Annotated in this window: 20 protein-coding genes; 6 read left to right on the top strand and 14 right to left on the bottom strand. The window is 60.4% G+C overall.

Annotated features, from left to right (window positions below):
• Positions 1-130: 130 nt before the first annotated feature.
• The 6 genes from G7090_RS13130 to nasR all read right to left on the bottom strand — a co-directional run bounded on the left by G7090_RS13130 (position 131) and on the right by nasR (position 10,938).
• Entirely contained in the window at positions 131-2,641 is a 2,511-nt protein-coding gene (locus G7090_RS13130; RefSeq protein ID WP_166182715.1) for a nitrate reductase, read from the bottom strand.
• A complete protein-coding gene (nirB, locus tag G7090_RS13135) occupies positions 2,638-6,618 on the bottom strand; it encodes a nitrite reductase large subunit NirB (RefSeq protein ID WP_166182716.1) in 3,981 nt (1,326 codons plus the stop codon). Before nirB ends, G7090_RS13130 begins: the two co-directional genes overlap by 4 nt.
• Before the next feature lie 11 nt (positions 6,619-6,629).
• Positions 6,630-7,418 (bottom strand): ABC transporter ATP-binding protein, encoded by a 789-nt coding sequence (locus G7090_RS13140; protein WP_166182717.1) that lies wholly within the window; start codon positions 7,416-7,418, stop codon positions 6,630-6,632.
• A gap of 9 nt (positions 7,419-7,427) precedes the next feature.
• Positions 7,428-8,306 carry a nitrate ABC transporter permease gene (ntrB, locus tag G7090_RS13145; protein WP_166182718.1) on the bottom strand — a complete coding sequence of 293 codons (879 nt, stop codon included), beginning with the start codon at positions 8,304-8,306 and terminating at the stop codon, positions 7,428-7,430.
• A gap of 1 nt (position 8,307) precedes the next feature.
• On the bottom strand, positions 8,308-9,555 hold the full coding sequence (locus tag G7090_RS13150) for a CmpA/NrtA family ABC transporter substrate-binding protein (RefSeq protein WP_166182719.1): 1,248 nt from the start codon (positions 9,553-9,555) through the stop codon (positions 8,308-8,310).
• A gap of 228 nt (positions 9,556-9,783) precedes the next feature.
• Positions 9,784-10,938, bottom strand: a complete 1,155-nt coding sequence (gene nasR / locus G7090_RS13155; RefSeq protein WP_166182720.1) for a nitrate regulatory protein NasR — start codon at positions 10,936-10,938, stop codon at positions 9,784-9,786.
• A gap of 71 nt (positions 10,939-11,009) precedes the next feature.
• On the opposite strand from nasR, the gene ychN reads away from it, so the two are divergent.
• Positions 11,010-11,363, top strand: coding sequence for a DsrE/F sulfur relay family protein YchN (ychN, locus tag G7090_RS13160; RefSeq protein ID WP_166182721.1), 354 nt, complete (start codon positions 11,010-11,012; stop codon positions 11,361-11,363).
• A gap of 106 nt (positions 11,364-11,469) precedes the next feature.
• Positions 11,470-13,254, top strand: coding sequence for a methyl-accepting chemotaxis protein (locus G7090_RS13165; protein ID WP_166182722.1), 1,785 nt, complete (start codon positions 11,470-11,472; stop codon positions 13,252-13,254).
• A 37-nt stretch (positions 13,255-13,291) separates the two neighbouring features.
• On the opposite strand, the gene G7090_RS13170 is transcribed toward G7090_RS13165, so the two are convergent.
• A complete protein-coding gene (locus G7090_RS13170) occupies positions 13,292-13,987 on the bottom strand; it encodes a gamma-glutamylcyclotransferase (RefSeq protein ID WP_166182723.1) in 696 nt (231 codons plus the stop codon).
• A 193-nt stretch (positions 13,988-14,180) separates the two neighbouring features.
• Positions 14,181-14,411: a putative cation transport regulator ChaB gene (chaB, locus tag G7090_RS13175; protein ID WP_166182724.1), complete on the bottom strand. Its 231-nt coding sequence runs from the start codon at positions 14,409-14,411 to the stop codon at positions 14,181-14,183.
• Positions 14,412-14,679: 268 nt separating this feature from the next.
• Between chaB and chaA the strand changes: the two genes are divergently transcribed.
• Positions 14,680-15,780, top strand: a complete 1,101-nt coding sequence (gene chaA, locus G7090_RS13180) for a sodium-potassium/proton antiporter ChaA (RefSeq protein ID WP_166182725.1) — start codon at positions 14,680-14,682, stop codon at positions 15,778-15,780.
• A 203-nt stretch (positions 15,781-15,983) separates the two neighbouring features.
• On the opposite strand, the gene kdsA is transcribed toward chaA, so the two are convergent.
• From kdsA to hemA, 6 genes are read right to left on the bottom strand one after another with little or no spacing between them, the layout of a single operon-like run.
• Positions 15,984-16,838, bottom strand: coding sequence for a 3-deoxy-8-phosphooctulonate synthase (gene kdsA, locus G7090_RS13185; RefSeq protein ID WP_106993213.1), 855 nt, complete (start codon positions 16,836-16,838; stop codon positions 15,984-15,986).
• Positions 16,839-16,873: 35 nt separating this feature from the next.
• Positions 16,874-17,683, bottom strand: coding sequence for an invasion regulator SirB1 (sirB1, locus tag G7090_RS13190; protein ID WP_166182726.1), 810 nt, complete (start codon positions 17,681-17,683; stop codon positions 16,874-16,876).
• A gap of 3 nt (positions 17,684-17,686) precedes the next feature.
• Entirely contained in the window at positions 17,687-18,079 is a 393-nt protein-coding gene (gene sirB2 / locus G7090_RS13195) for an invasion regulator SirB2 (protein ID WP_106993215.1), read from the bottom strand.
• A complete protein-coding gene (prmC, locus tag G7090_RS13200; protein ID WP_166182727.1) occupies positions 18,076-18,906 on the bottom strand; it encodes a peptide chain release factor N(5)-glutamine methyltransferase in 831 nt (276 codons plus the stop codon). The genes sirB2 and prmC overlap by 4 nt, the downstream gene beginning before the upstream one ends.
• Positions 18,906-19,988, bottom strand: a complete 1,083-nt coding sequence (gene prfA, locus G7090_RS13205; protein WP_106993217.1) for a peptide chain release factor 1 — start codon at positions 19,986-19,988, stop codon at positions 18,906-18,908. Before prfA ends, prmC begins: the two co-directional genes overlap by 1 nt.
• A gap of 42 nt (positions 19,989-20,030) precedes the next feature.
• Positions 20,031-21,287, bottom strand: coding sequence for a glutamyl-tRNA reductase (gene hemA, locus G7090_RS13210; RefSeq protein WP_106993218.1), 1,257 nt, complete (start codon positions 21,285-21,287; stop codon positions 20,031-20,033).
• A 210-nt stretch (positions 21,288-21,497) separates the two neighbouring features.
• Here hemA and lolB point away from each other — a divergent pair, with 210 nt between their 5' ends.
• The 3 genes from lolB to prs all read left to right on the top strand — a co-directional run bounded on the left by lolB (position 21,498) and on the right by prs (position 24,046).
• A complete protein-coding gene (gene lolB / locus G7090_RS13215; RefSeq protein WP_106993219.1) occupies positions 21,498-22,109 on the top strand; it encodes a lipoprotein insertase outer membrane protein LolB in 612 nt (203 codons plus the stop codon).
• Complete coding sequence (gene ispE / locus G7090_RS13220; RefSeq protein ID WP_166182728.1) at positions 22,106-22,975, top strand: 4-(cytidine 5'-diphospho)-2-C-methyl-D-erythritol kinase; 870 nt, start codon at positions 22,106-22,108, stop codon at positions 22,973-22,975. The genes lolB and ispE overlap by 4 nt, the downstream gene beginning before the upstream one ends.
• A gap of 123 nt (positions 22,976-23,098) precedes the next feature.
• Complete coding sequence (prs, locus tag G7090_RS13225; RefSeq protein WP_003856663.1) at positions 23,099-24,046, top strand: ribose-phosphate diphosphokinase; 948 nt, start codon at positions 23,099-23,101, stop codon at positions 24,044-24,046.
• The last annotated feature ends 104 nt before the right edge of the window (positions 24,047-24,150 follow it).

The following is a 24,150-nucleotide window of genomic DNA, read 5'->3' on the forward strand; positions in this document are numbered from 1 at the left end:
TGAGGAAAAATTTCAGCCCTAAGGAAAATTTCAGGAATATCCTGAAATAGGGTGCCTGATTGCCGGGTGGCGCTGCGCTTACCCGGCCTACGGGACCGTAGGCCTGATAAGCGTTAGCGCCATCAGGCACTTACACCCGCACGGAAAGCATCTCCTTTAGCTCCGGCACGCAGGAGCCGCAGTTAGTGCCGCAGCGCAGTTTCGCCCCCAGCGCCGCCGCCGAGTCGCACCCTTGTGCAATCGCCGCACGGATCGCGTTTTCGCCAACGCTGAAACAGCTACAGATAATACGCCCGGGCTCAACGCGCTCCCCGGGATGTTGCCCGTCCAGCAGAGCGTGACGTTCGGCCAGCTCCACCGGGGCGGTGCGAAACGCCTCTTCAATAAAGGCATGCCCCAGCGTCGGTAATACGCTGCCCTGCCAGAATCCCAGCATCAGCGCCCCGTCATGCCAGGCCAGGAGGCTGCTACGCTCGCCGGTTTGCGCGATTTGCAGCTGCCAGCCCTGCCCGGTGCAGTGTGCCATCAGCCACTCCAGCAGCGGCTTGTCCCCCGCCAGGGTCAGGCGCGACACCCCGGCGGTCGCCTTGCGCCACCAGTGGACGTGCGTCGGCAGAGTCAATTCCTCGCGGCTGTACAGCTCCCCCTGCCAGGCGGGCTGCCAGGGCATCAGCCGCACCGCGGTCTGCTTGCTTTCCGGTTGACCGGAATGGGGATCGCAGCGTCCCTCCACCAGGGCATTAACCTTGCCCTGGCGCGAAAAACAGCTGTTCCAGTGCATCGGGACAAACAGCTCCCCGGCGCGCTGCCCGGCAGCGATCCGCGCCCGGGCCACCATCAGCCCACGCGGGCCGCTGATGCGCGTCAGCTGTCCGTCCTGAACTCCCAGCCGGGCGGCATCCTGCGGGGAAATATCCACCGTCGGCTCATCCCGGTGCTGCATCAGGCGCGGGACATAGCCGGTGCGGGTCATGGTGTGCCACTGATCCCGTAGTCGCCCGCTATTGAGCATGAAGGGATAGAGCAGATCCGGCGTGGCGCCGTGCGGCTGCGGAGTGACCGGGATAATACGGGCGTGGGTTAACGCCTCACGATGAATGGGCCACTGCCAGGGAGACAGTTCGTCCCACTGCTCGCGGGTCAGCTGTGCCAGTTCAGCGAGGTTAAACGCCCGTTCACCCTGGTTTTCAAACGCCGACAGCCCGGCATGCTCGGTAAAAATGGCGTGGGGATGATCCCAGGCAAAGGCCGCGCCGTGGCCCAGTTTTTCAGCAAGACGGGCGATGATCCACCAGTCCGGTTTTGCCTCGCCGGGCGCGGGCAGAAAGGCGCGCTGGCGTGAGATACGTCGTTCAGAGTTAGTGACGGTGCCGTTTTTCTCCCCCCAGCCAAGCGCCGGAAAGCGGATGTGGGCGAAGCGGCTGGTATCGGTATCGCGCATCACTTCCGAGACCAGCACCAGCGGACAGGCGGCCAGGGCCTGACAGACCGCATGGCTGTCCGGGAGTGACACCGCCGGGTTGGTACCCATGATCCACACCGCTTTCACCTCCCCGCGGGCAATGGCCTCGAACAGCTCCACCGCCATCAGCCCCGGGGTCTGGGCCAGCCGCTCCGTTCCCCAGAAGCGCGCCACCCGGCAGAGATCGTCTGGGGTAAAGTTCATGTGCGCCGCCAGCTGATTCGCCAGACCGCCCACCTCACGGCCGCCCATCGCATTGGGCTGACCGGTCAACGAAAACGGCCCGCAGCCTTCGCGGCCAATTTTGCCGCTCGCCAGATGGACGTTAATAATCGCATTGCACTTGTCGCTGCCGCTGGTGGACTGGTTGATCCCCATGGTGTAGAGCGTCACCGCCCGCGGGGCGGCGTTAAACCAGGCGTAAAAGGTGGCGACCTCCTCAGGCGGCAGGTCGCAAAACGCCGCTACCCGCTCGGGCGGCCAGTCGCTGGCCTGCGCAGGATCAATGGCGTGCAGCAGGCCGACAAACAGCCCGGCATCGCTGCCCGGCGCCAGGGCCAGATGCAGGTCGGCAATGTCGCAGGTCGCGGTGCGCCGCGGGTCGATCACCACCACCTTCATCGCCGGATTAGCGGCGCGGGCCTGCGCCAGCCGCTGCCAGAGCACCGGATGGGTCCAGGCAGCGTTGGAGCCTACCAGTACCACCAGGTCGGTATGCTCCACATCGTCGTAGCTGCACGGAACGATGTCCTCCCCGAAGGCGCGCTTGTAGCCTACCACTGCCGAGGACATGCAGAGCCGGGAGTTGGTGTCGATATTGGCCGCGCCGATAAAGCCTTTCATCAGCTTGTTGGCAGCATAGTAATCCTCAGTCAGCAGCTGGCCTGAGGCATAAAAGGCCACCGCCTGCGGCCCGTAGGTGTCGATGATTTCCCGCAGGCGGGTACCCGCCGTCTCCAGCGCCTGCTCCCAGCTCACCGGCTGGTCGTCCACCTCCGGGTGCAGCAGGCGGCCCGCCAGGCCGATGGTCTCTCCCAACGCCGAGCCTTTAACACACAGCCGACCGAAGTTGGCCGGATGGCTGTCGTCGCCGCGCACGCTCACCGTGCCATCTTCCACGGTTGCGATCACTCCGCAGCCGACGCCGCAGTAGGGACAGGTCGTTTGGGTTTCACTCATGAGGCCTCCGCACGCATCACCAGCTCTTCGCTGCCCACCAGCACCCGGTCGCCGTCAACCTTCACCGGCCAGGCGCGGACCGCTACTTCACCGGTATCGACCTGACGCCCATCCCGCAGACGGATCCGCGTTTTATACAGCGGGGAGATCACCACCGGCTCACCGCCAGCATCGCCGAGGATACCGCGGGAGAGCACGCTGGCGCTGCCGCCCGGCTCCCGGTCTTCCAGGGCGTAGACCGACTTGCCAAAGCGGAACAGCGCGATGGGCTGCTCACCCAGACGGGCACCAATTCCCGCCTCCTCGGGGATCTCCTCCAGAGAACAAACCGCCTGCCAGCGTTTGGTTGCTGCAGGCTGCGCGTCGAGGGTGCGGAACTGTGCCAGACGGCCCGGGTCCTGCAGGGTGGTCTGCCATTCGCACTGATACGTGTCCACCACCCGCTGCATCTCCTGCTCCAGCTCGTCGGCAATGCCGAGGCTGTCGTCGATGATCACCTCCCGCAAATACTCCAGTCCGCCCTCAAGGTTATCCCGCCAGGTGCTGGTGCGCTGCAGGCGATCGGCGGTGCGGATGTAGAACATCAGGAAGCGATCGACGTAGCGCAGGAGCGTGGCGTCATCGAGATCGCTGGCAAACAGATCCGCATGGCGCGGCTTCATCCCGCCGTTGCCGCACAGGTAGAGGTTCCAGCCCTTGTCGGTGGCGATCACCCCCACGTCCTTGCTCTGGGCTTCGGCGCACTCGCGGGTGCAGCCCGATACCGCCATCTTGATCTTGTGCGGGGCGCGCAGCCCTTTGTAGCGGTTCTCCAGCACCACCGCCAGCCCGGTAGAATCCTGCACGCCGTAGCGGCACCAGGTGGAGCCGACGCAGGATTTTACCGTGCGCAGGGATTTGCCGTAGGCGTGGCCGGTTTCAAACCCGGCATCGATCAGCTGCTGCCAGATCTCCGGGAGCTGCTCCAGCCGGGCACCAAACAGGTCGATACGCTGCCCGCCGGTGATTTTGCTGTACAGCTGATAGCGTTTGGCGATCTGGCCGATGGCGATCAGCCCGTCGGCGGTCACTTCCCCCGCGGCCATGCGTGGCACAATCGAGTAGGTGCCGTCTTTCTGGATGTTGGCAAAGTAGCGGTCGTTGGTGTCCTGCAGCGGCAGATGGGCCGGTTTGAGCAGGTATTCGTTCCAGCAGGAGGCCAGCACCGAGCCCACCAGCGGCTTACAGATCTCGCACCCGTGCCCCTGGCCGTAGCGGCTAATCAGTTGCTCAAAAGTGTGGATACGGTTGACGCGCACCAGGTGGTAGATCTCCTGGCGTGACCAGGCGAAGTGCTCGCAGATATCCTTTTTCACCTCCACGCCCTGGGCTGCCAGCTGGAACTCCATCACCTGTTTTACCAGCGCGCTGCACCCGCCACAGCCGGTGGCCGCTTTGGTGCACTGTTTTACCGCCCCGATGTCGGTGGCACCGTTGCTCACCGCCTGGCAGATATCGCCTTTGCTGACGTTGTGGCAGGAGCAGATCTGCGCGCTCTCCGGCAGAGCTGCCACCCCCAGCGCTTTCGGGGCGCTGCCCGCCACGGCGGGCAGGATCAGGGTCTCAGGATCCTTCGGCAGACGGATATCGTTGAGCATCATCTGCACCAGGGTGGCGTATTCGCTGGCATCCCCCACCAGCACCCCGCCGAGCAGGGTTTTGTTGTCGGCGCTAACCACGATCTTTTTGTAGATCTGCTGCGGGCCGTGGGTCCACTGGTAGCTCTGTGCCCCCGGCGTACGGGCGTGAGCATCGCCAAACGAGGCCACGTCCACCCCCAGCAGCTTGAGTTTGGTGCTCATGTCCGCCCCGGTGAAGGCGTTCGCCTCCCCGGCCAGCGCGGCGCTGGCTACCCGCGCCATCTGGTAGCCGGGCGCGACAAGGCCATAGATTTTACCTTCCCACAGGGCGCACTCCCCGATGGCGAAGATATCCTCGTCGGAGGTGCGGCACTGGTTGTCGATGGCGATCCCGCCCCGCTCGCCCAGCATCAGATCGCAGCTCCGGGCCAGCGCATCCTGCGGGCGGATCCCGGCGGAAAAGACCACCATGTCGGCGGCCAGCTCGCTGCCATCGGCAAAACGCAGCACCTTGCCCGCGTCGGTGTTGGCGATCTCAGTGGTGGCTTTGCTGGTGTGTACCCCCACACCGAGGGCTTCGATTTTGCGCCGCAGCATGGCGGCCCCGTCGTTATCGAGCTGCACCGCCATCAGGTTGGGGGCGAACTCCACCACGTGGGTCTCCAGCCCGAGCTGTTTCAGGGCGTTGGCCGCCTCCAGCCCCAGCAGCCCGCCGCCGATCACCACCCCGGTGCGGGAGCCTTTGGCATGGGCAGCAATCTGGTCCAGATCGTCAAGGGTACGGTAGACAAAGCAGCCCGGCAGCTCGCGCCCCGGCACCGGGGGTACAAACGGATAAGATCCGGTGGCCAGCACCAGTTTATCCCAGTGGGTTTCGTGCCCGCCTGCGGTGCGCACCACCCGGGCGTCGCGATCGATGGCGACAATCTGCTGGGACAGGCGCAGCTCAATGCCGTTATCGGCAAAGAAATCACCGTTTACCATCGACAGCGAGTCGGCGCTGCGTCCGGCAAAGTATTCCGAGAGATGGACGCGGTCGTAGGCGGCATAGCGCTCTTCACCGAAGACCACAATCTGGTATTGCTGATGCAAACCGCGGTTCACGCAGTCTTCAAGAAAATGGTGGCCGACCATACCGTGCCCAACCACAATCAGAGTAGGTTTTGTCATCGCGTTTTGTCCTGCAACCAGCGGCTGCGTAGTGAATCGATCGAACAGCCAGTCCGCCTGGGCGGGTTCTGACGTTGCCAGTAAATCGGTAAGGGTGGCCGCGCTGCGACACTCCCCCATCATCAGCACGCCTGCCAGCGTGCCGTTACGAACCAGTAAGCGGCGGTAGTGGCGGGTCAACGGATCCCAGCTGGTCCACACCGCGTCATCCTGTTGCGCGGTGACTTCCCCGGCGCTGAACAGCTCCACGCCGGTCACCTTCAGGCGCATACCGTTTTGCTGCGGGGTAAAGGGGGTGACGTTCTCCCCGGCCAGACGGGCGGCAAGGATCTCCGCCTGAGCCAGGCACGGAGCCACCAGGCCCCAGGTCTGGCCGTCAATTTCGCAGCACTCGCCGATAGCGCTGATGCCCTCTAAGGCAGTGCGCATCTGGTCATCTACCCGAATGCCGCGCCCGCACGGCACGCCGCTGGCCTCGGCCAGGGCGATGTTGGGCGTCACGCCCGTGGCCAGCACCACCCGCGTGGCGGCTAAAGTGCGACCGTTGCTGAGGGTGACGCTGTCTGGATTGATGGCCGTCAGGCCGCCGTTCAGCTCGCAGTCGATGCCCCGCTCGCTCAGCGCCTGCTCCAGCAGCAGCCCGGCCTGCTGATCCAGCTGCTGCTCCATCAGCCAGGGGCCTCGATGGACTAAAGTGACGTTGTAACGGTGACGTTGTAACGCCGCGGCGGCTTCTACCCCGAGCACCCCACCCCCTAGCACTATCGCCGGGCCGGGGGTCGCCAGAATGGCGTTGACGTCATCGAGGGTGCGGAAGGTAAAGACATGCGGCAGACCCACGCCGGTGATCGGTGGCACAAAGGGCCGGGACCCGGTGGCAAACACCAGCTCATCCCACCCCATCAGACGTTTATCGGTGCGCAGCATCCGCGCTTCGCACTCTACCGCCAGCACCCGTTCGCCGCTCAGCACCGTGACGCCGCGCACACGATACCAGGCGTCATCGTGCAGTCGCGTGGCGTTCGCCTCTTTCTCGCCACCCAGCACCGGGGAGAGCTGAATGCGGTTGTAGGCCGGAGCCCGCTCATCACCAATGACGGTGATGACGAAGCGCCCGGGGACGCGGTCGGTCAGCGACTCAATCAGCCGCGTTGCCGCCATTCCGTTTCCAATGATGACCAGGCGCATGGTGATGCTCCTCAGGCCGCTTTCGGCTGTTTTTCGTAGAGGAAATGGAGGATCTGCTGGCGCATATGGTGATAGCGGCTCTCCTCCGCCAGATGCACCCGGTTACGCGGACGCGGCAGGTCGACGCGCAGGATCTCGCCGACGGTCGCCGCCGGGCCGTTGGTCATCATCAGGACCCGATCCGAGAGCAATACCGCCTCGTCGACGTCGTGGGTGATCAGCACGATGGTGGTATTGAGCTCCTGCTGAATTTTCATCACTGAATCCTGCAGGTGGGCACGGGTCAGGGCATCCAGCGCGCCGAACGGCTCATCCATCAGCAGCACTTTCGGCTTCATCGCCAGGGCGCGGGCAATGCCGACCCGCTGCTTCATCCCGCCGGAGATCTCCCCCGGACGCTTGTGGATGGCGTGCCCCATCTGCACCCGATCGAGGTTGTGTTCGATCCACTCCCGGCGCTCGGTCTTGCTCATGCTGCGGCGGAACACCTGATCCACCGCCAGGGCCACGTTGTCGAAGCAGGTGAGCCACGGCAGCAGGGAGTGGTTCTGGAACACCACCGCCCGCTCCGGACCCGGCCCGGCGATCTCGCGGTTGTCGCAGATCAGCCCGCCTTCCGTCGGCAAGGTGATCCCGGCGATCAGGTTCAGCAGCGTCGATTTGCCGCAGCCGGAGTGGCCGATCAGGCTGACGGTCTCCCCCTCGTGGATATCAAAAGAGACGTTCTGCAGCGCCAGAAACTCGCCGCTGGCGGTGGAAAAACGCTGGCTGACGGCCTGGACCTGAATTAATGGTTTCATGTGCGCTCCTTATTTTTCCTGCCAGCTGAAACGGCGGGCGATCAGCATCAGCCCCTGCTCCAGCAGCAAACCCACCACGCCGATAATGACGATGGCGATGAGAATGTTTTCGACGTTGAGGTTGTTCCACTCATTCCAGATCCAGAAGCCGATCCCCAGGCCCCCGGTGAGCATCTCGGCGGCAACGATCACCAGCCAGGCGATGCCGATGGAGAGGCGTACCCCGGTCAGCACCGCAGGCAGCACGGCGGGGAACAGAATGCGGCGCATCACTGTCCACTCGGAGAGTTGCAGGACCCGGGCCACGTTGAGGTAGTCTTCGGGAATGCGGCGCACTCCTTCGGCGGTGTTGATGACCATCGGCCAGATCGAGCAGATAAAAATGGTCCAGCTGGATGCGGGCTCTGCTTTCTGGAACAGCAGCAGGCCAATCGGCAGCCAGGCCAGCGGACTGACCGGGCGCAGGAGCGCGATCAGCGGGTTAAACATGCGGGCCAGAAAGGTAAAGCGGCCAATCATAAAGCCGAGCGGGATCCCGACAATCGCCGCCAGGCCAAAGCCAATGGCGACACGCTGCAGCGAGGCCAGCACGTTCCAGCCCACCCCCATATCGTTCGGCCCGTCGCGATAGAACGGGTCGGCAAACAGGGTGATGGCCGAATCCAGAGTGCTGAGCGGGGTCGGGAAGCCTTTGCTGTTGATGGCCGCCAGCTGCCAGGCGATGACCAGTAGCCCCAGACCGAGCAGAGCCGGAATAAGACGTTGCAGCAGGTCGTTCATCCGGCGAGCAAACGCGGGTGTACGACGGCGCACCTGCACCGGTGGCAGGGCGATCACTTCTCCGCTGACCGGCGCAGCGGGTGCCGCTTTGGTGTTGACTTTTTTCATATCATGCCCCTGTACGGTGAATGGCAAAACGGTTGGCGTACGCCTTCGGATCGGTGCCGTTCCAGACGGTGCCGTCCATCAGGGTGCTGCTGCGCAGCGGCGAGGATGGTGCGCGAATGCCGCCCACTGCGGTGGCGGCGTCCTGCCAGACGTCGGTGCGGTTGATGCGTTGGGCAACGGCGGCGTAGTCCGGGTCGGTTTTCAGCAGCCCCCAGCGGCGGAACTGGGTCAGGAACCACATTCCGTCGGAGTGCCACGGGTAGCTGACCGCCCCGTCCTCAAAGAAGCGGATCGGGTGAGCATCCTGCCAGCGCTGCCCCACCCCGTTGTCGTACTCGCCCAGCATCCTCCCGGTGAGGTACTGCTCTTTGGTGTTGAGCCAGGCGCGGCGGGACAACAGTTGGGCGGTCTCCTGTTTATTCTGCGGCGAGGCGTCGATCCAGCGCTGAGCCTCCAGCAGGGCACTGACCAGCGCCCGGGCGGTGTTGGGGTGGGCGTCAACCCACTCCTGACGGGTGCCGAGGATCTTCTCCGAGTGTTCCGGCCAGATAGACTGGGAGGTGGCAGCGGTAAAGCCGATGCGATCGTTAATGGCCCGGGCGTTCCACGGCTCGCCGACGCAGAAGCCGACCATATTGCCGATACGCATGTTCATCACCATCTGCGGCGGCGGCACCACCACGGTGCGCACGTCGTCAAAGGGGTTAATGCCCGCGCTGGCCAGCCAGTAGTAGAGCCACATGGCGTGGGTGCCGGTGGGAAAGGTATGGGCAAAGGTGTAGGTGCCCGGCGCCTGCTGGCCGATCAGCTTCTTCAGACCCTCGACGTCGCGCACGCCCTGTTGGGCCAGATCGCTCGACAGGGTGATCGCCTGGCCGTTCTGGTTGAGGGTCATCAGGTTGGCCATCGGCTTAGGTTTGCCGGCGATGCCCAGCTCCAGACCGTACAGCAGGCCATAGAGAATGTGCGCGGCATCCAGCTCCCCGGCCACCAGCTTGTCGCGCACCGCCGCCCAGCTGGCCTCTTTGGTGGGCACCAGGGTGAAGCCATATTTTTTATCGAACCCTTTATAGGCCGCGATCGCCAGCGGCGCGCAGTCGGTGAGCGGAATAAAGCCCACGCGCACCGTCTCGAGTTCCGGTTTATCGGAGCCTGCGGCCCATGCAGCCTGCATGACGCCCGGTAATATCAGCGCCCCGCCTGCCAGCGCGCTGGCCTGTAAAAAACGCCGCCTTGTCCATTCCACCATGCTCACTCCTGAAAAAAAGCCAAAAAAAAGCGCCCGGCAGTGCCGAAGCACTGCAGGACGCCTTTATCCTGAAGACCGTCGCACCGCCGTTGGCGCGTCGTCTCAAATTGTTAATTCAGTAATGCAAAGGGGATGCCAGCTTTTAACCTCTTAGAATCCGGGCATTTTATGCCAGCGGACAGCGGTAACGCACCTCAACCATGCAAGCGTTGCCCAGCGGGAGTGCATCTACTGTTGCCAGAGCGCCTTCACCGTCAGCAGCGCCCGGGCGATATCCACCATCCGCTGGTTCTTATCCATCGCCATCTTGCGCAGCTGACACCAGGCCTGCTCCTCGCTCATCTGCTGATGGGTCATCAGCACGCTTTTGGCCTTATCGATCAACTTGCGCTCCTCAAGGGTATCGCGCATTGAGGCCAGCTGGCGGGAGAGCTGTTCGATCTCCCGGGCCTGCTGGCGCACCAGGGGCAGGAGCGGTTTTTGCGGATAAAGAGACAGCGGCTCCTGCGACGGCGGCTCCTCAGGTAAATCCTCATCGGCCCGGCCAATCAGGGTCTCCACCGCCAGCATCAGATCGGCAATCTGCATCTCTTCGAGGCCGCGCAGATGTTCGAGACGTTCGGTCTGCAATGAGAACCAGTGCAGCGCCAGCACGCCCTTATCTGCAGCGGGCTGTCGGGTGCAGGCCAGGCGGCGCAGCTGTTCGGTTTCGGCCCCCGGCACGCTGAGGCTGAAATGGTCATGCAGGCTGGCAGGCGTCAGGGAGAGAAAGATCTCGAAGCAGGCCTGCTGCCCGTCAATACGATCCACCAGGGTCTGGCGCATCTCCTCGCTGAAAAAGCCCTGGGTAAAGCCTATCGCCCCCAGCGCCCGCTCCTGGCCGACCAGCTCTTTGCCCTGCATCAGGCTGTAAAGGGCAACAAACCTGCCGGCGAGTTGCGGATCGTCAATGCTGTCATTGAGTTGGGGTACGATACTGAGCAGGTTGCGCAGGGTGCGGCTGTAGCGCTCCATCGCCACATCGGCGGGCAGCGCGCAGGCGGTAATCGCCTCGCGTAGGGCGGGAAGTTGCTCCAGGCTCTGCAGGGCATTCCCCACCCGCTCACTGAGGGCACCGCTGGCCATCAGCGGCGTACCCAGGGCCTGGTGCAGCGCCCGGAGATGCTCATCCACCAGCGCGCGGCTGGCTTTACACTCCAGGGCATACAGCGTGCCCTGAGAACAGAGCCAGATGTTGGAAGCCCCGCGCTCGCACTGTAGCATGTGCGCAAGATGGCTGATCCGGCTGACAAGCTGGCCCAACTGCGCCAGTTTGCACAGCTGCTGTTTACGCATTAGTCGGGCGTGCTGAAACCATTCGGTGGCACCGGTGATGTTAGTCATGCTTCCTCTCCCGGGTCAGTGTTTGACTGAGAGAAGCAATTTTCATGCCTTTTTACCTTTCAGGAGTCAAGATGCAGAAGATCGTGATAGTCGCCAACGGTGCGGCCTATGGCAGTGAATCCCTGTTTAACAGCCTGCGGCTGGCGATTGCCTTACGCGAACAGGAGAGCGACCTGGATCTGCGCCTGTTTTTAATGTCCGACGCGGTAACCGCCGGGCTGCGCGGCCAGAAGCCTGCCGAGGGATATAACATTCAGCAGATGCTGGAGATCCTGACCGCGCAAAACGTGCCGGTGAAACTGTGCAAGACCTGCACCGACGGCCGCGGCATCAGCGCCCTGCCGCTGATCGATGGGGTGGAAATCGGCACCCTGGTGGAGCTGGCGCAGTGGACATTATCCGCCGATAAACTATTAACTTTCTAATAATGATTTAACTGAAATATTTTTTTCTTATGAGCGCGGTTCCAGCATCAAGTTTGCCTGCCCGATGCCGATAGGCTTCTTACAACAACACAGCAGGTATTACATTATGTTCAGGTCAATTCGCGCTCGTATTATTGCGGCGACGGTCGGATGTCTGATCGCCGCGCTCCTTCTGAATACCGTGATTAATTTCCAGGTCACGCGCCAGGACAATCAACAATCGCAACGCGATATGCTGGCCAGCACCAGCGCCAGCCATAGCCTGGCAATCGCCGACTGGGTTAACAGCAAAACCACTATTATTAACTCCCTGCAGAGCGTCGCCCTGAGTGACGATCCAGTGCCCATGTTCAAACAGCTGGCGCAGGCGGGCGGGTTCATCAACGTCTATGTCGGCTATGCCAGCAAAACCGCGAAGTTCTCCAATCCGGACGGCGTGCCTGCCGATTACGATCCGACTATCCGCCCGTGGTATCAGCAGGCGGTGAAAGAAGATCGGGCGATCGTCACGGCCCCTTATGTCGATACCGGCACTAAGAAGCTGGTGGTCACTTTTGCTGTGCCGGTGAAAGAGAACGGCGAGCTGAAAGGCGTGCTGGCGGGTGACGTGGCAATGGACAGCGTGATCGCCAACGTGCGCGGCATTCGTCCGACCCCGGCCAGCAGCGGCCTATTGATTGACAGTGACGGGACGGTGATCGCTGCCAACGACCCTGCCCTGACCCTGAAAGCCTTCACCGATGTCATTACCGGCGTCGATCTGAATGCACTCAAGAGCGGCAAGAACGCCGAAGGCCAGTTTAACGACGCGAGCAAAACCTTTGCCGCCACCCCGATTGCCGGAACCCAGTGGCAGCTGGTCGTTGCTCTCGACAGCGATGATGCCACCTCCGGGATGCGCACCCTGCTGAAAGCTTCTTCCCTGTCGCTGGTGATCCTGGTCCTGCTCAGCGCCGTGGTGGTGCATTTCGTGATTGCCCGCCTGCTGAAGCGCCTGTCGGATATTCGCGATGCGATGCACGCCATCGCCAACGGCACCAACGATCTCTCCCAGCGTCTGCCGGAGAAAGGCGAGGATGAGGTGGCGCAGATCGCCCATGCCTTTAACGCCTTCAGCGACAAACTTTCGGTGGTGATGGTGCAGCTGCGTGACGCCAGCGCCTCGGTGAAAAACGCCGCCCAGGAGATCGCCGCCGGGAACCAGGATCTCTCTGGCCGTACCGAGCGGGCCGCCTCAAGCCTGCGTGAAACCGCCAGCGCCGTGGAGCAGATCACCGCCTCCGTCGCCCAGTCGACCGAATCGGCCGCCATCGCCAACGAGCAGGCGGGCAAAGCCTCCGAGGCCGCTACCCGCGGCGGGAACGTGGTCTCCCGGGCGATCACTACCATGCAGTCCATCGAAGCCGCCTCGACCAAAATCGGCGATATCACCAGTGTGATCGACGGCATCGCCTTCCAGACCAATATTCTGGCCCTCAACGCGGCGGTTGAGGCGGCGCGCGCGGGTGAGCAGGGTCGTGGCTTTGCGGTTGTCGCAGGGGAAGTGCGCAGCCTCGCCAGCCGCAGCGCCCAGGCGGCAAAAGAGATCAAAAGTCTGATCGACTCCACCACTGACAGCGTGGCGACCGGTTCACGCTATGTGCACCTGGCCGGACAGAGTATGGATGAGATTGTCACCAGCATCGGCAGCATGTCAGGGATCATGCGGGAGATCACCGTCGCCACCAGCGAGCAGATGAAAGGTATTCAGGAGATTAACCGGGCGGTAACCCACCTCGACAGCATGGTGCAGCAGAACGCCGAGCTGGTGGTAGAGTCGGCCGCCGCGGCCAGCGCCCTGCAGGGTCAGGCAGGCGAGCTGGCTGAAACCGCCGGACATTTCCGCATTTAATGTTAACCCGGTGTCCACAAGGCCACCGGGCGTTTTTTCAGGCGAAGCTCGCATTCAGCGGACTGTCGGGATGGCTGCCGTCGAGCAAGGCCTGCACGCGCGATACCAGCTCATTCAGACAATCATCCCGCATACCCAGTCGCGTCAGCTCCTGATCGAGGGAGAAGAGATACTGCGCATTGGTACCCAGCGGGCCGCTGGCCGCCGCAATCAGCGGGGCAATAACCTGTGCCCGGGTGTCGGCTTCAAACAGCGGATGGCGCGGGTCCATAATAAACACCAGCGCATTAACGGTGCGTCCGTCATCAAGTTCCAGCTTGCACCAGCTCGGCATATAGCAGCCGGTGATCATCTCACGCTTCCACAGCAGGGCCAGCTCCTCTTCCAGCGTCGCATCCGGCAGGCGATAGGCCACGCCGGTGGTGCGCCCGCCCTCTTTCAGTGCAAGCATACGACCTGGCTGGCAGGCGCTGCCGCGACCGGCGGTGAGGCGCAGACAGAATGCGCGGTGCCAGCCCGGCAGGGTGCCGGTGGCCGATTCGACAAACTCCAGCGCCGGGTTCCACATCAGAGAACCGTAGCCGAAGAGCCACACCGGACCGGTGTCCGGGCGACAGGCCAGCGTTGCCGCCAGCGATGCCGCACGCTGTTCGGCTGACCAAAGCAGCGATTCTTCAATCGCACCGAAAGCCGTTTTACAGTCAGCCTTCATAAGAAAATCACGCGTTAACATATTGCACCTCCGCCACTGCCTGCTTCCCTGCGCACACTTTTATGAACCTTCCGGGTCTTTTTACTGCTCAATTAGAAAGCAGTACCGTGACGATATGCAATAAACTCGCCGGGTGCAATACAGCGATAGCGCAACCGCCACAAAAGTCAAAGCGCAGGGTGCAAACTAATAAACACAGGCAATCAGGCTGGCGCTATTTCTTCTTGTGCCACTTATCATCATCACCTTTCTCGTAGTCATTCTTCACTGCCGCCCAGGCCACGCGGTGCGCGGTCTCCTCCCGACTGGCATCCCCCCGGCGGTCCTCCTCATCCTTGTACTGATCCCAGGCGCTGTTGAAGGCTTCTTTATAAATATCCTGAGCATGTGCCGGCAGTACGTGCTTAACGTTGTCCGGTAAATCGCTTTTCGATTTGTATGGCATGTCAAACCCCTCTTTTTAATCAATTAATAAGTGTGGTCGACGATGGCTGAGGCTTCCAGTCAAATTGATAATCGGATAATTATTTTTCTTAATTAGCTGTTATTAAGGATATATTTATAAAAGATGGTCTATTATGTCACTCTCAGACAATAATCACCTCATACCGTAAAATTAAGTAAAAGATAATCAGAATTTAACGGTAATCTGTTAATTTAACGTCCTCTTTTTCTGTCTACAATAATAAGCACCTGCAACTCTGGAGAATTACATGACAACCGCACACGAGACGGTGAAAACCCGTCATAAGGAGACGTCTCTCATTTTCCCGGTGCTGGCCCTGGCCGTGCTGCTCTTCTGGGGAAGTAGTCAGTCGCTGCCAGTGGTCATCGGCATCAATATGTTGGCACTTGTTGGTATTCTGAGCAGTGCCTTCAGCGTTGTCCGTCACGCCGACGTGCTGGCCCACCGGCTCGGAGAGCCCTACGGCTCGCTGATTTTAAGTCTTTCCGTCGTTATTCTCGAAGTAAGCCTCATTTCTGCCCTGATGGCGACCGGTGACGCGGCGCCGACCCTGATGCGCGATACGCTCTACTCCATCATTATGATTGTTACCGGGGGGCTGGTTGGCTTCTCACTGCTGCTGGGCGGGCGCAAATTTGCAACCCAGTACCTGAACCTGTTTGGTATTAAGCAGTATCTGATCGCCCTCTTCCCGCTGGCGATTATCGTGCTGGTATTCCCGATGGCACTGCCGGGCGGCAACTTTACGACCGGACAGGCCCTGCTGGTGGCGTTGATCTCAGCGGCGATGTACGGCGTATTCCTGCTGATCCAGACCAAAACGCACCAGAGCCTGTTCGTGTATGAGCATGAAGATGAGGGCGACGACGATGACCCGCACCACGGCAAGCCGTCTGCCCACAGTAGCCTGTGGCATACTATCTGGCTGGTCGTGCATCTGATTGCGGTTATCGCCGTCACCAAGATGAATGCGAACCCGCTGGAAACGCTGCTGACCGAGCTGAACGCGCCGGTGGCCTTTACCGGCTTCCTGGTCGCGCTGTTAATTCTCTCCCCGGAAGGGCTGGGAGCACTGCGTGCGGTATTGAACAATCAGGTACAGCGCGCGATGAACCTGTTCTTTGGTTCGGTGCTGGCGACCATCTCCCTGACCGTTCCGGTGGTGACGCTGATTGCCTTCCTGACCGGGAACGATCTGCATTTCAGCCTGGGCGCGCCAGAGATGATTGTGATGGTAGCGTCGCTGCTGCTGTGCCAGATTTCGTTCTCCACCGGGCGCACCAATGTGCTTAACGGCGCAGCGCATATGGCGTTGTTTGCAGCCTATCTGATGACGATATTTGCGTGATGCCCTCACCCCGCCCCTCTCCCACAGGGAGAGGGCGAAAATCGTCCCCGTAGGCCCGCGCAAGCGCAGCGCCGCCGGGCATTACACTGTGCGGCCTGATGCCCTCACCCCAGCCCTCTCCCACAGGGAGAGGGAGAACACATAAAAAAAGGCAACTTACGTTGCCTTTTTGCTTTTATTTCGCGGGTTTTTCATTTTCTGGATTAGTTGGACGTATCCAGCTCTTCAAAGTTCTTAACCAGGTCGTCAATCGCTTTGATCTGCTTCAGGAACGGCTCCAGCTTGTCCAGCGGCAGCGCGGACGGGCCGTCGCATTTCGCGTTGGCTGGATCCGGGTGCGCTTCGATAAACAGGCCTGCCAGACCGGTTGCCATACCGGCGCGCGCCAGTTCGGTAACCTGACCACGACGGCCGCTGGAGGCTGCACCAAACGGGTCGCGGCACTGCAGGGCGTGGGTCACGTCGAAGATCACCGGCGACTGGTTAGAGACGTTCTTCATCACGCTGAAGCCCAGCATGTCCACAACCAGGTTGTCGTAACCGAAGTTAGCGCCACGGTCGCACAGGATCACCTGGTCGTTACCGCCTTCGATAAACTTATCAACGATGTTACCCATCTGGCCAGGGCTCACGAACTGCGGTTTTTTCACGTTGATAACGGCACCGGTTTTCGCCATCGCTTCGACCAGGTCGGTCTGACGGGCAAGGAACGCTGGCAGCTGGATCACGTCAACCACGTCGGCCACAGGCTGCGCCTGGCTGGCTTCATGGACGTCGGTGATCACTTTCACGCCAAAGGTCTGCTTCAGCTCCTGGAAAATCTTCATCCCCTCTTCCAGGCCCGGGCCACGGTAAGAGTGAATAGAGGAGCGGTTGGCTTTGTCAAAAGAGGCTTTAAACACGTACGGGATGCCCAGCTTCTGGGTCACGGTCACGTAGTGTTCGCAGATACGCATCGCGAGATCGCGGGATTCCAGAACGTTCATGCCGCCGAACAGCACGAACGGCAGGTCGTTCGCCACGTTGATATCGCCAATGCTAACCACTTTTTGTTTCATAGAATCGCCTTATTCAGGGTGAATCGGAGTTAAGATTAATGCAGTGTAATCTGTTTATGCGCGATGGAATTAATCTGCGCGCGAATCATCTCGCTGATCGGATCTTCCGGGCACTGCTCAACGAAATAACTCAAATCAGTCAGCGCGACGTGGTCGCACTCGAGCTGGACGTAGATCAGACCCCGGTCGCGGATCTCATACGGATCTTCCGGGTTAAACTGCAGCAGCACCTCGCTGGCACGCAGCGCCAGCTCCATCTGCCGCTCTTCCATCAGCGCCGATTTTAAGGTGTCCAGCAGCTTACGCACCACTTCAGCGTTATCCGCTTCGTCCAGATCTTCGTTGTAGAGCTCTGCCATCGGGCTGATGTTGCCCTTCAGCCAGACATCCAGCGTATGATCGTCGAGGGTTTCGCCATTGAACGGGTTGATTAACCACATTTCGCCATCAAGCCACTCGGCACGCAGCAGCATCTGCGTTGGGAAGATGACCGGCACCAGCGGAATATCCAGGCGGTGCGCCACCCATAATAAAATGGCCCCCAGGGAGACAGCGCTACCCTGACGGTTTTTCAGTACCTGATCGAGCCACAGGGCATCGGAGAGTCGATACACGCCACGCGTATCGCAAAAGCCCCATTCGCCGTAGAACAGCTCAATCAGTTTCTCCAGTTGCCAGTCCTGCGGGCGCGCCTGACTTATCTCTTCACGCGCCAGACTCACCAGGTTCTCCAGCTCGTCGTAGACATATTGTGAAATGAAATCATCGCGGATCATCTCTGATACTTTGATCATTCCATCGCACAACGGCACTTTGTTAAATTCGAAATCGGCCAAGGACTCCATGACTTACCCCAGTAACGGTATTCTTGTGGTGGCGAGTTTAATGATGATGTACAGCACCACCAGCCCCAGCAGAAAGGCGATAAACCCCACCTGCTGGCTGCGCGGACGATGACGCCCCAGCGCAATAAAACCCAAAACGATGTAGATGATAACGCCAAACAGCTTCTCAGTCAGCCATGCACCGTCATCGGTGAACGGCAGATAACCCGTTACCCACATTAACCCCGCACCCGACACAAAGAGTACGGTGTCAATGCAGTGCGGCAGAATGCGCACCCAGCGGGCGTTGATCAGCTGATTATTGCTGTAACGCCACCAGTAACGCAGCGCGAAAAAGCTGATGGTGAGGGTGACGGCGGCCAGATGCAAGGTAATCAGCACAGAGAAGCTGTTCATGGCCGTTTGCCCAGGGTCAGACGCTCATTGCCGCCATAGTCGCGACAGGTTTCAACCTGGTCAAAACCGGCCTGCAGTAAGAGCGCACGCACCGCTTCACCCTGGGTCCAGCCGTGCTCCAGCAACAGCCAGCCGCCGCTCACCAGGTGCTGGCGAGACTGAGTAATGATATGGCTGAGATCGGCCAGCCCCTGATCGCCAGCAACCAGGGCGCTGCGCGGTTCGAAGCGCACATCGCCTTCGGCAAGATGCGGATCGGCTTCATCAATGTAGGGCGGGTTGCTGACGATCATCTCAAACTGCCGATCGCCGAGGGCGGTGAACCAGCTGCTGTGCAGCACCGTGACGTTAGGCAGCGCCAGACGCGCAAGATTGCGCTGTGCCAGCGCCACCGCATCGGGCATGACATCCACGGCGGTAACCTGACAATCCGGACGCTCACTGGCCAGCGCCAGGGCAATGGCCCCGGTGCCGGTACCTAAATCGAGAAGGCGCGCGGGCGTGGCGGGCAGTCTCGCCAGGGCCTGCTCCACCAGACACTCGGTGTCGGGACGGGGGATCAGGGTGGCCGCCGAGACATACAGCGGCAGCGACCAGAACTCTCGCTCCCCTACCAGGTGCGCCACCGGCTCGCCGGTCTTGCGGCGGGCCAGGAGTTGGTCAAGTTGAGCCTGCTGGTCAGCAGTGAGCTCGGTTTCACCAAAGGCGAGAATCCAGGTGCGTGCTTTGCCCGTCACATGCTCCAGCAGGATCTCCGCATCGCGACGGGGGCTTTCGCCTCCCGCCAGCGCACTAATCGCCTGCTGTAGCCAGTGCTGAAAATCCATTAATCCTGCTCTGCCAGCGCCGCCAGCTGATCGGCCTGGTACTCCTGCACGATAGGTTCGATCAGGGAGTCCAGCTTGCCCTCCATGGTCTCATCCAGACGGTAAAGGGTCAGGTTGATGCGGTGATCGGTGACGCGGCCCTGCGGGAAGTTATAGGTGCGGTTGCGATCGCTGCGATCGCCACTGCCCAGCAGGTTGCGACGGGTGGAGGCTTCGGCCTGCTGGCGCTTGGCCATTTCCGCGGCGTGAATACGCGCCCCGAGCACCGACAATGCTTTGGCTTTGTTTTTGTGCTGGGAACGTTCGTCCTGGCACTCAACCACAATGCCGGTTGGCAGGTGGGTAATACGGATCGCGGAGTCGGTGGTGTTAACGTGCTGACCGCCCGCGCCGGAGGAGCGGAAGGTATCGATACGCAGATCTGCCGGATTGATGTCCGGCAGTTCGGCTTCCGGCAGCTCGGGCATCACCGCCACGGTGCAGGCGGAGGTGTGAATACGCCCCTGAGATTCAGTGGCCGGGACGCGCTGCACGCGATGGCCGCCGGATTCAAACTTCAGACGACCGTATACCCCGTCGCCGCTGATTTTGGCGATCACTTCTTTATAGCCGCCATGTTCGCCTTCGTTGGCGCTCATGATCTCCACGCGCCAGCGGCGGGATTCAGCGTAGCGGCTGTACATGCGGAACAGATCCCCGGCAAACAGGGCCGCTTCGTCCCCGCCGGTCCCGGCGCGGACTTCGACAAAGGCGTTGCGTTCATCGTCCGGATCTTTTGGCAGCAGCAGCACCTGCAGCTGTTGCTCCATCTCTTCCGCGCGGACTTTGGCATCCTGCAGCTCTTCCTGCGCCATCTCGCGCATTTCCGGGTCGTCGAGCATCATCTGCGCGGTTTCAATATCTTCCTGAACCTGTTGCCAGTCGGTAAAGCATTTTGAAACATCACTTAATTGCGCATACTCGCGCGAAAGAGCGCGAAAACGTTCCTGGTCGGCAATGGTTGCGGCATCGCCGAGCAGCGCCTGAACTTCTTCATGGCGCTCGTGCAATGCTTCCAGTTTGGCGACGATAGAGGGCTTCATAGGCGTAAGTGCACCTTATAATAATAAAATGGGTATGGCGCGCTATTCCAGCCCGAGGCTGTCGCGCAGAATGTTCAGGCGTTCGTCGTCCCCGTCACGGGCGGCCTGTTGAAGTGATTTGGTTGGGGCATGGATCAGGCGATTGGTCAGTTTCCATGCCAGTTCCTGCATGATGACCTGCGGATCGCCGCCCTGCTCGAGGGCCGCCATCGCTTTGGCAGTCAGTTCATTTCGGACCTGTTCCGCCTGACCGCGGTACTCACGAATGGTCTCGCTGACGCTTTGCGCGCGCAGCCAGGCCATAAATTCGCTGGTTTCCTGCTCGACGATCGTCTCCGCCTGCACCGCTGCTGCTTTACGCTGGGCAAGGTTGTGCGAAATGATGCTTTGCAGGTCATCCACGCTGTAGAGATAGGCGTTCGCCAGTTTGCCGACGTCAGGCTCGACATCACGCGGAACGGCGATGTCCACCAGCAGCATCGGCTGATTACGGCGGGATTTCAGGGCGCGCTCCACCATGCCTTTGCCGATGATCGGCAGCGGGCTGGCGGTAGAGCTGATGATGATATCCGCTTCGCTCAGGCGGGCGTCGATGTCGCTGAGGGCGATCACTTCCGCCCCCACTTCATCCGCCAGCACCTGGGCACGTTCGCGGGTGCGGTTAGCGATCATCATCTTTTTGACTTTGTGTTCGCGCAGATGGCGCGCCACCAGCTCGATGGTTTCGCCCGCGCCCACCAGCAGTACCGAGACCGTGGAGAGCGATTCAAAGATTTGTCGCGCCAGGGTACAGGCAGCGAAGGCAACCGAAACGGCACTGGCGCCAATGTCGGTTTCGGTTCGCACTCGCTTGGCGACGGAGAAGGATTTCTGGAACATACGTTCCAGCTCGCTGGCCTTGAGGTGGCCTTTTTGCGAATCGGCAAAGGCTTTTTTCACCTGGCCGAGGATCTGCGGCTCGCCCAGCACCAGCGAATCGAGACCACTGGCCACGCGCATCAGATGGCTGACCGCATCGTTATCCTGATGCCAGTACAGGCTGTTGCGCAGCTCTTCTTCGTTCAGATTGTGGTATTCGCATAACCAGCGGACCAGCGCTTCATGCAGGTTGTCCTGCTCTTCAACGCTGAGATAGAGCTCAGTACGGTTGCACGTTGACAACACCACGCCCCCCTGCACCATCGGCTGGGCAAGCAGACTTTCCAGCGCCTGGTCGAGCGTGTCCGGCGAAAACGTCACACGTTCTCGCAGTGATACCGGGGCTGTTTTGTGGTTAATACCGAGTGCTAAAAGGGTCATATGAGCGGGAGTAGTACCAGCGTTAATAAGGTTAGCAGGCCGCATCATACAGGATGCGCGAGATCAATAAAAGAGACCGCCCCCTTTCGGAGTAATAGGTGCCCCACGCTAATTTCATGATTTAAGACAATATGAGCGTAGACGCTGCGGCATGCGGGCGCTAGCATTAAGCGATATAACTGCCACGTATCTCAAGGATTTGCCATCATTATGACCAGACTGATTCGCCTGCTGCCCCTGGCCGCGCTGGTGCTGACCGCATGTTCCATTACGCCGCCGAAAGGGCCGGGCAAAAGCCCCGATTCGCCACAGTGGCGCCAGCACCAGCAAGAGGTGCGTGCGTTAAACCAGTATCAAACCCGCGGCGCCTTTGCTTATCTGTCCGATCAGCAGAAAGTGTACGCCCGCTTCTTCTGGCAGCAGACCGGCCAGGATCGCTACCGCCTGCTGCTGCTGAACCCGCTTGGCAGCACGGAAATGGAGCTGATTGCCCAGCCTGGCAGCGCACAAGTTACCGACAATAAAGGCAAGAAATACACCGGCACCGATGCCGAAGAGATGATCGGCAAGCTGACCGGGATGCCTATTCCAATCACCAGCCTGCGCCAGTGGATCCTCGGTCTGCCGGGTGACGCCACCGACTATAAACTCGATGACCAGTATCGCCTCAGCGAAGTGAACTACAGCCAGAACGGTAAAAGCTGGAAAGTGGTCTACGGCGGCTACGACAGCAACAGCAAACCGGCCCTGCCATCCAGCCTGGAGCTGACCGAAGGCAGCCAGCGCATTAAGCTGAAGATGGATAACTGGATTGTCAAATGATGACCCACTGGCCTTCGCCCGCGAAACTGAACCTGTTTTTATATATCACCGGACAGCGTGCTGACGGGTATCACACCCTGCAGACGCTGTTTCAGTTTGTTGACTACGGCGACACGATTTCCATTGAACTGCGCGATGACGGGCAGATCCGTCTCCTGACGCCGGTCGAAGGCGTGGCCGATGAGGATAACCTGATCGTGCGCGCCGCCCGTCTGCTGATGAGCGCCGCGCAATGCTCCGGCCGTTTGCCGGCGGGCAGCGGCGCGGATATCAGCGTGGAAAAACGTTTGCCGATGGGCGGCGGGCTCGGCGGCGGGTCGTCTAACGCCGCCACCGTGCTAGTGGTGTTGAACCATCTGTGGGGCTGCGATCTTACGGTGGATGAGCTGGCCGCGCTCGGGCTTACGCTCGGGGCCGACGTGCCGGTTTTTGTCCGCGGACATGCCGCTTTTGCTGAAGGGGTGGGCGAGATCCTCTCTCCGGTCGACCCCGCAGAAAAATGGTATCTGGTGGCCCACCCGGGCGTCAGTATTCCGACCCCGGTTATCTTTAAAGATCCTGACCTTCCGCGCGATACCCCAATAAGGTCAATAGAAACGTTATTAAACTGTGAATTCAGCAACGATTGCGAGGTTATCGCAAGAAAACGTTTTCGCGAGGTTGATGTCGCGCTTTCCTGGCTGTTAGAATACGCGCCGTCGCGCCTGACTGGCACAGGGGCCTGTGTCTTTGCTGAATTTGATACGGAATCCGCTGCACGTCAGGTGCTCGAGCTGGCTCCAGAGTGGCTGCATGGTTTCGTAGCGCGTGGTATGAACGTCTCCCCGCTGCAGCAGGCCATTCTGGCGCAACCTGAGTTTCGGTGACAACGTCACCCTGTTCCAGACGTTGCATCGCGCTCTTTAATACACCGCCTGGATAGCATTCGCCTGGCCCGCACAGTTTACGGCGAACTATCCACCACTGGACGCATGCCTGAGGTTCTTCTCGTGCCTGATATGAAGCTTTTTGCTGGTAACGCCACCCCGGAACTAGCACAACGTATTGCCAACCGCCTGTACACTTCTCTTGGCGACGCCGCCGTAGGTCGCTTTAGCGATGGCGAAGTCAGCGTACAAATTAACGAAAATGTACGCGGTGGTGATATTTTCATCATCCAGTCCACCTGTGCTCCAACTAACGACAACCTGATGGAATTGGTTGTCATGGTCGATGCCCTGCGCCGTGCTTCCGCTGGCCGTATCACTGCTGTTATTCCTTACTTTGGTTATGCCCGTCAGGACCGTCGCGTCCGTTCCGCACGTGTGCCAATTACCGCTAAAGTTGTCGCTGATTTCCTCTCCAGTGTTGGCGTTGACCGCGTTCTGACGGTTGACCTGCATGCCGAGCAGATCCAGGGCTTCTTCGACGTTCCGGTTGATAACGTATTCGGCAGCCCAATCCTGCTGGAAGACATGCTGCAGCTGAACCTAGATAACCCAATTGTGGTTTCTCCGGACATCGGCGGCGTGGTTCGCGCACGCGCTATCGCCAAACTGCTTAACGATACCGACATGGCGATCATCGACAAACGCCGTCCACGCGCTAACGTTTCTCAGGTGATGCATATCATCGGTGACGTTGCTGGCCGTGACTGCGTGCTGGTTGACGACATGATCGACACCGGCGGCACTCTGTGCAAAGCCGCCGAAGCGCTGAAAGAGCGTGGTGCTAAACGCGTATTCGCTTACGCGACTCACCCGATCTTCTCCGGCAATGCAGTGAACAACCTGCGCAACTCCGTCATTGATGAAGTTGTGGTGTGTGACACCATCCCACTGAGTGACGAAATCAAAGCGCTGCCAAACGTGCGTACTTTGACCCTGTCCGGGATGCTGGCCGAAGCGATTCGTCGTATCAGCAACGAAGAATCTATCTCTGCAATGTTCGAACACTAATCGGACGCAGTCTGAAAACCCGCTACGGCGGGTTTTTTTGTCTGTGGTATTTATTTGTATGATTAATGCCTCCTTCACCTGCCATTGATATGACAGATGATGCG

This window comes from Leclercia sp. 29361, from assembly GCF_011290365.1.
GTDB lineage: Bacteria > Pseudomonadota > Gammaproteobacteria > Enterobacterales > Enterobacteriaceae > Enterobacter > Enterobacter tamurae.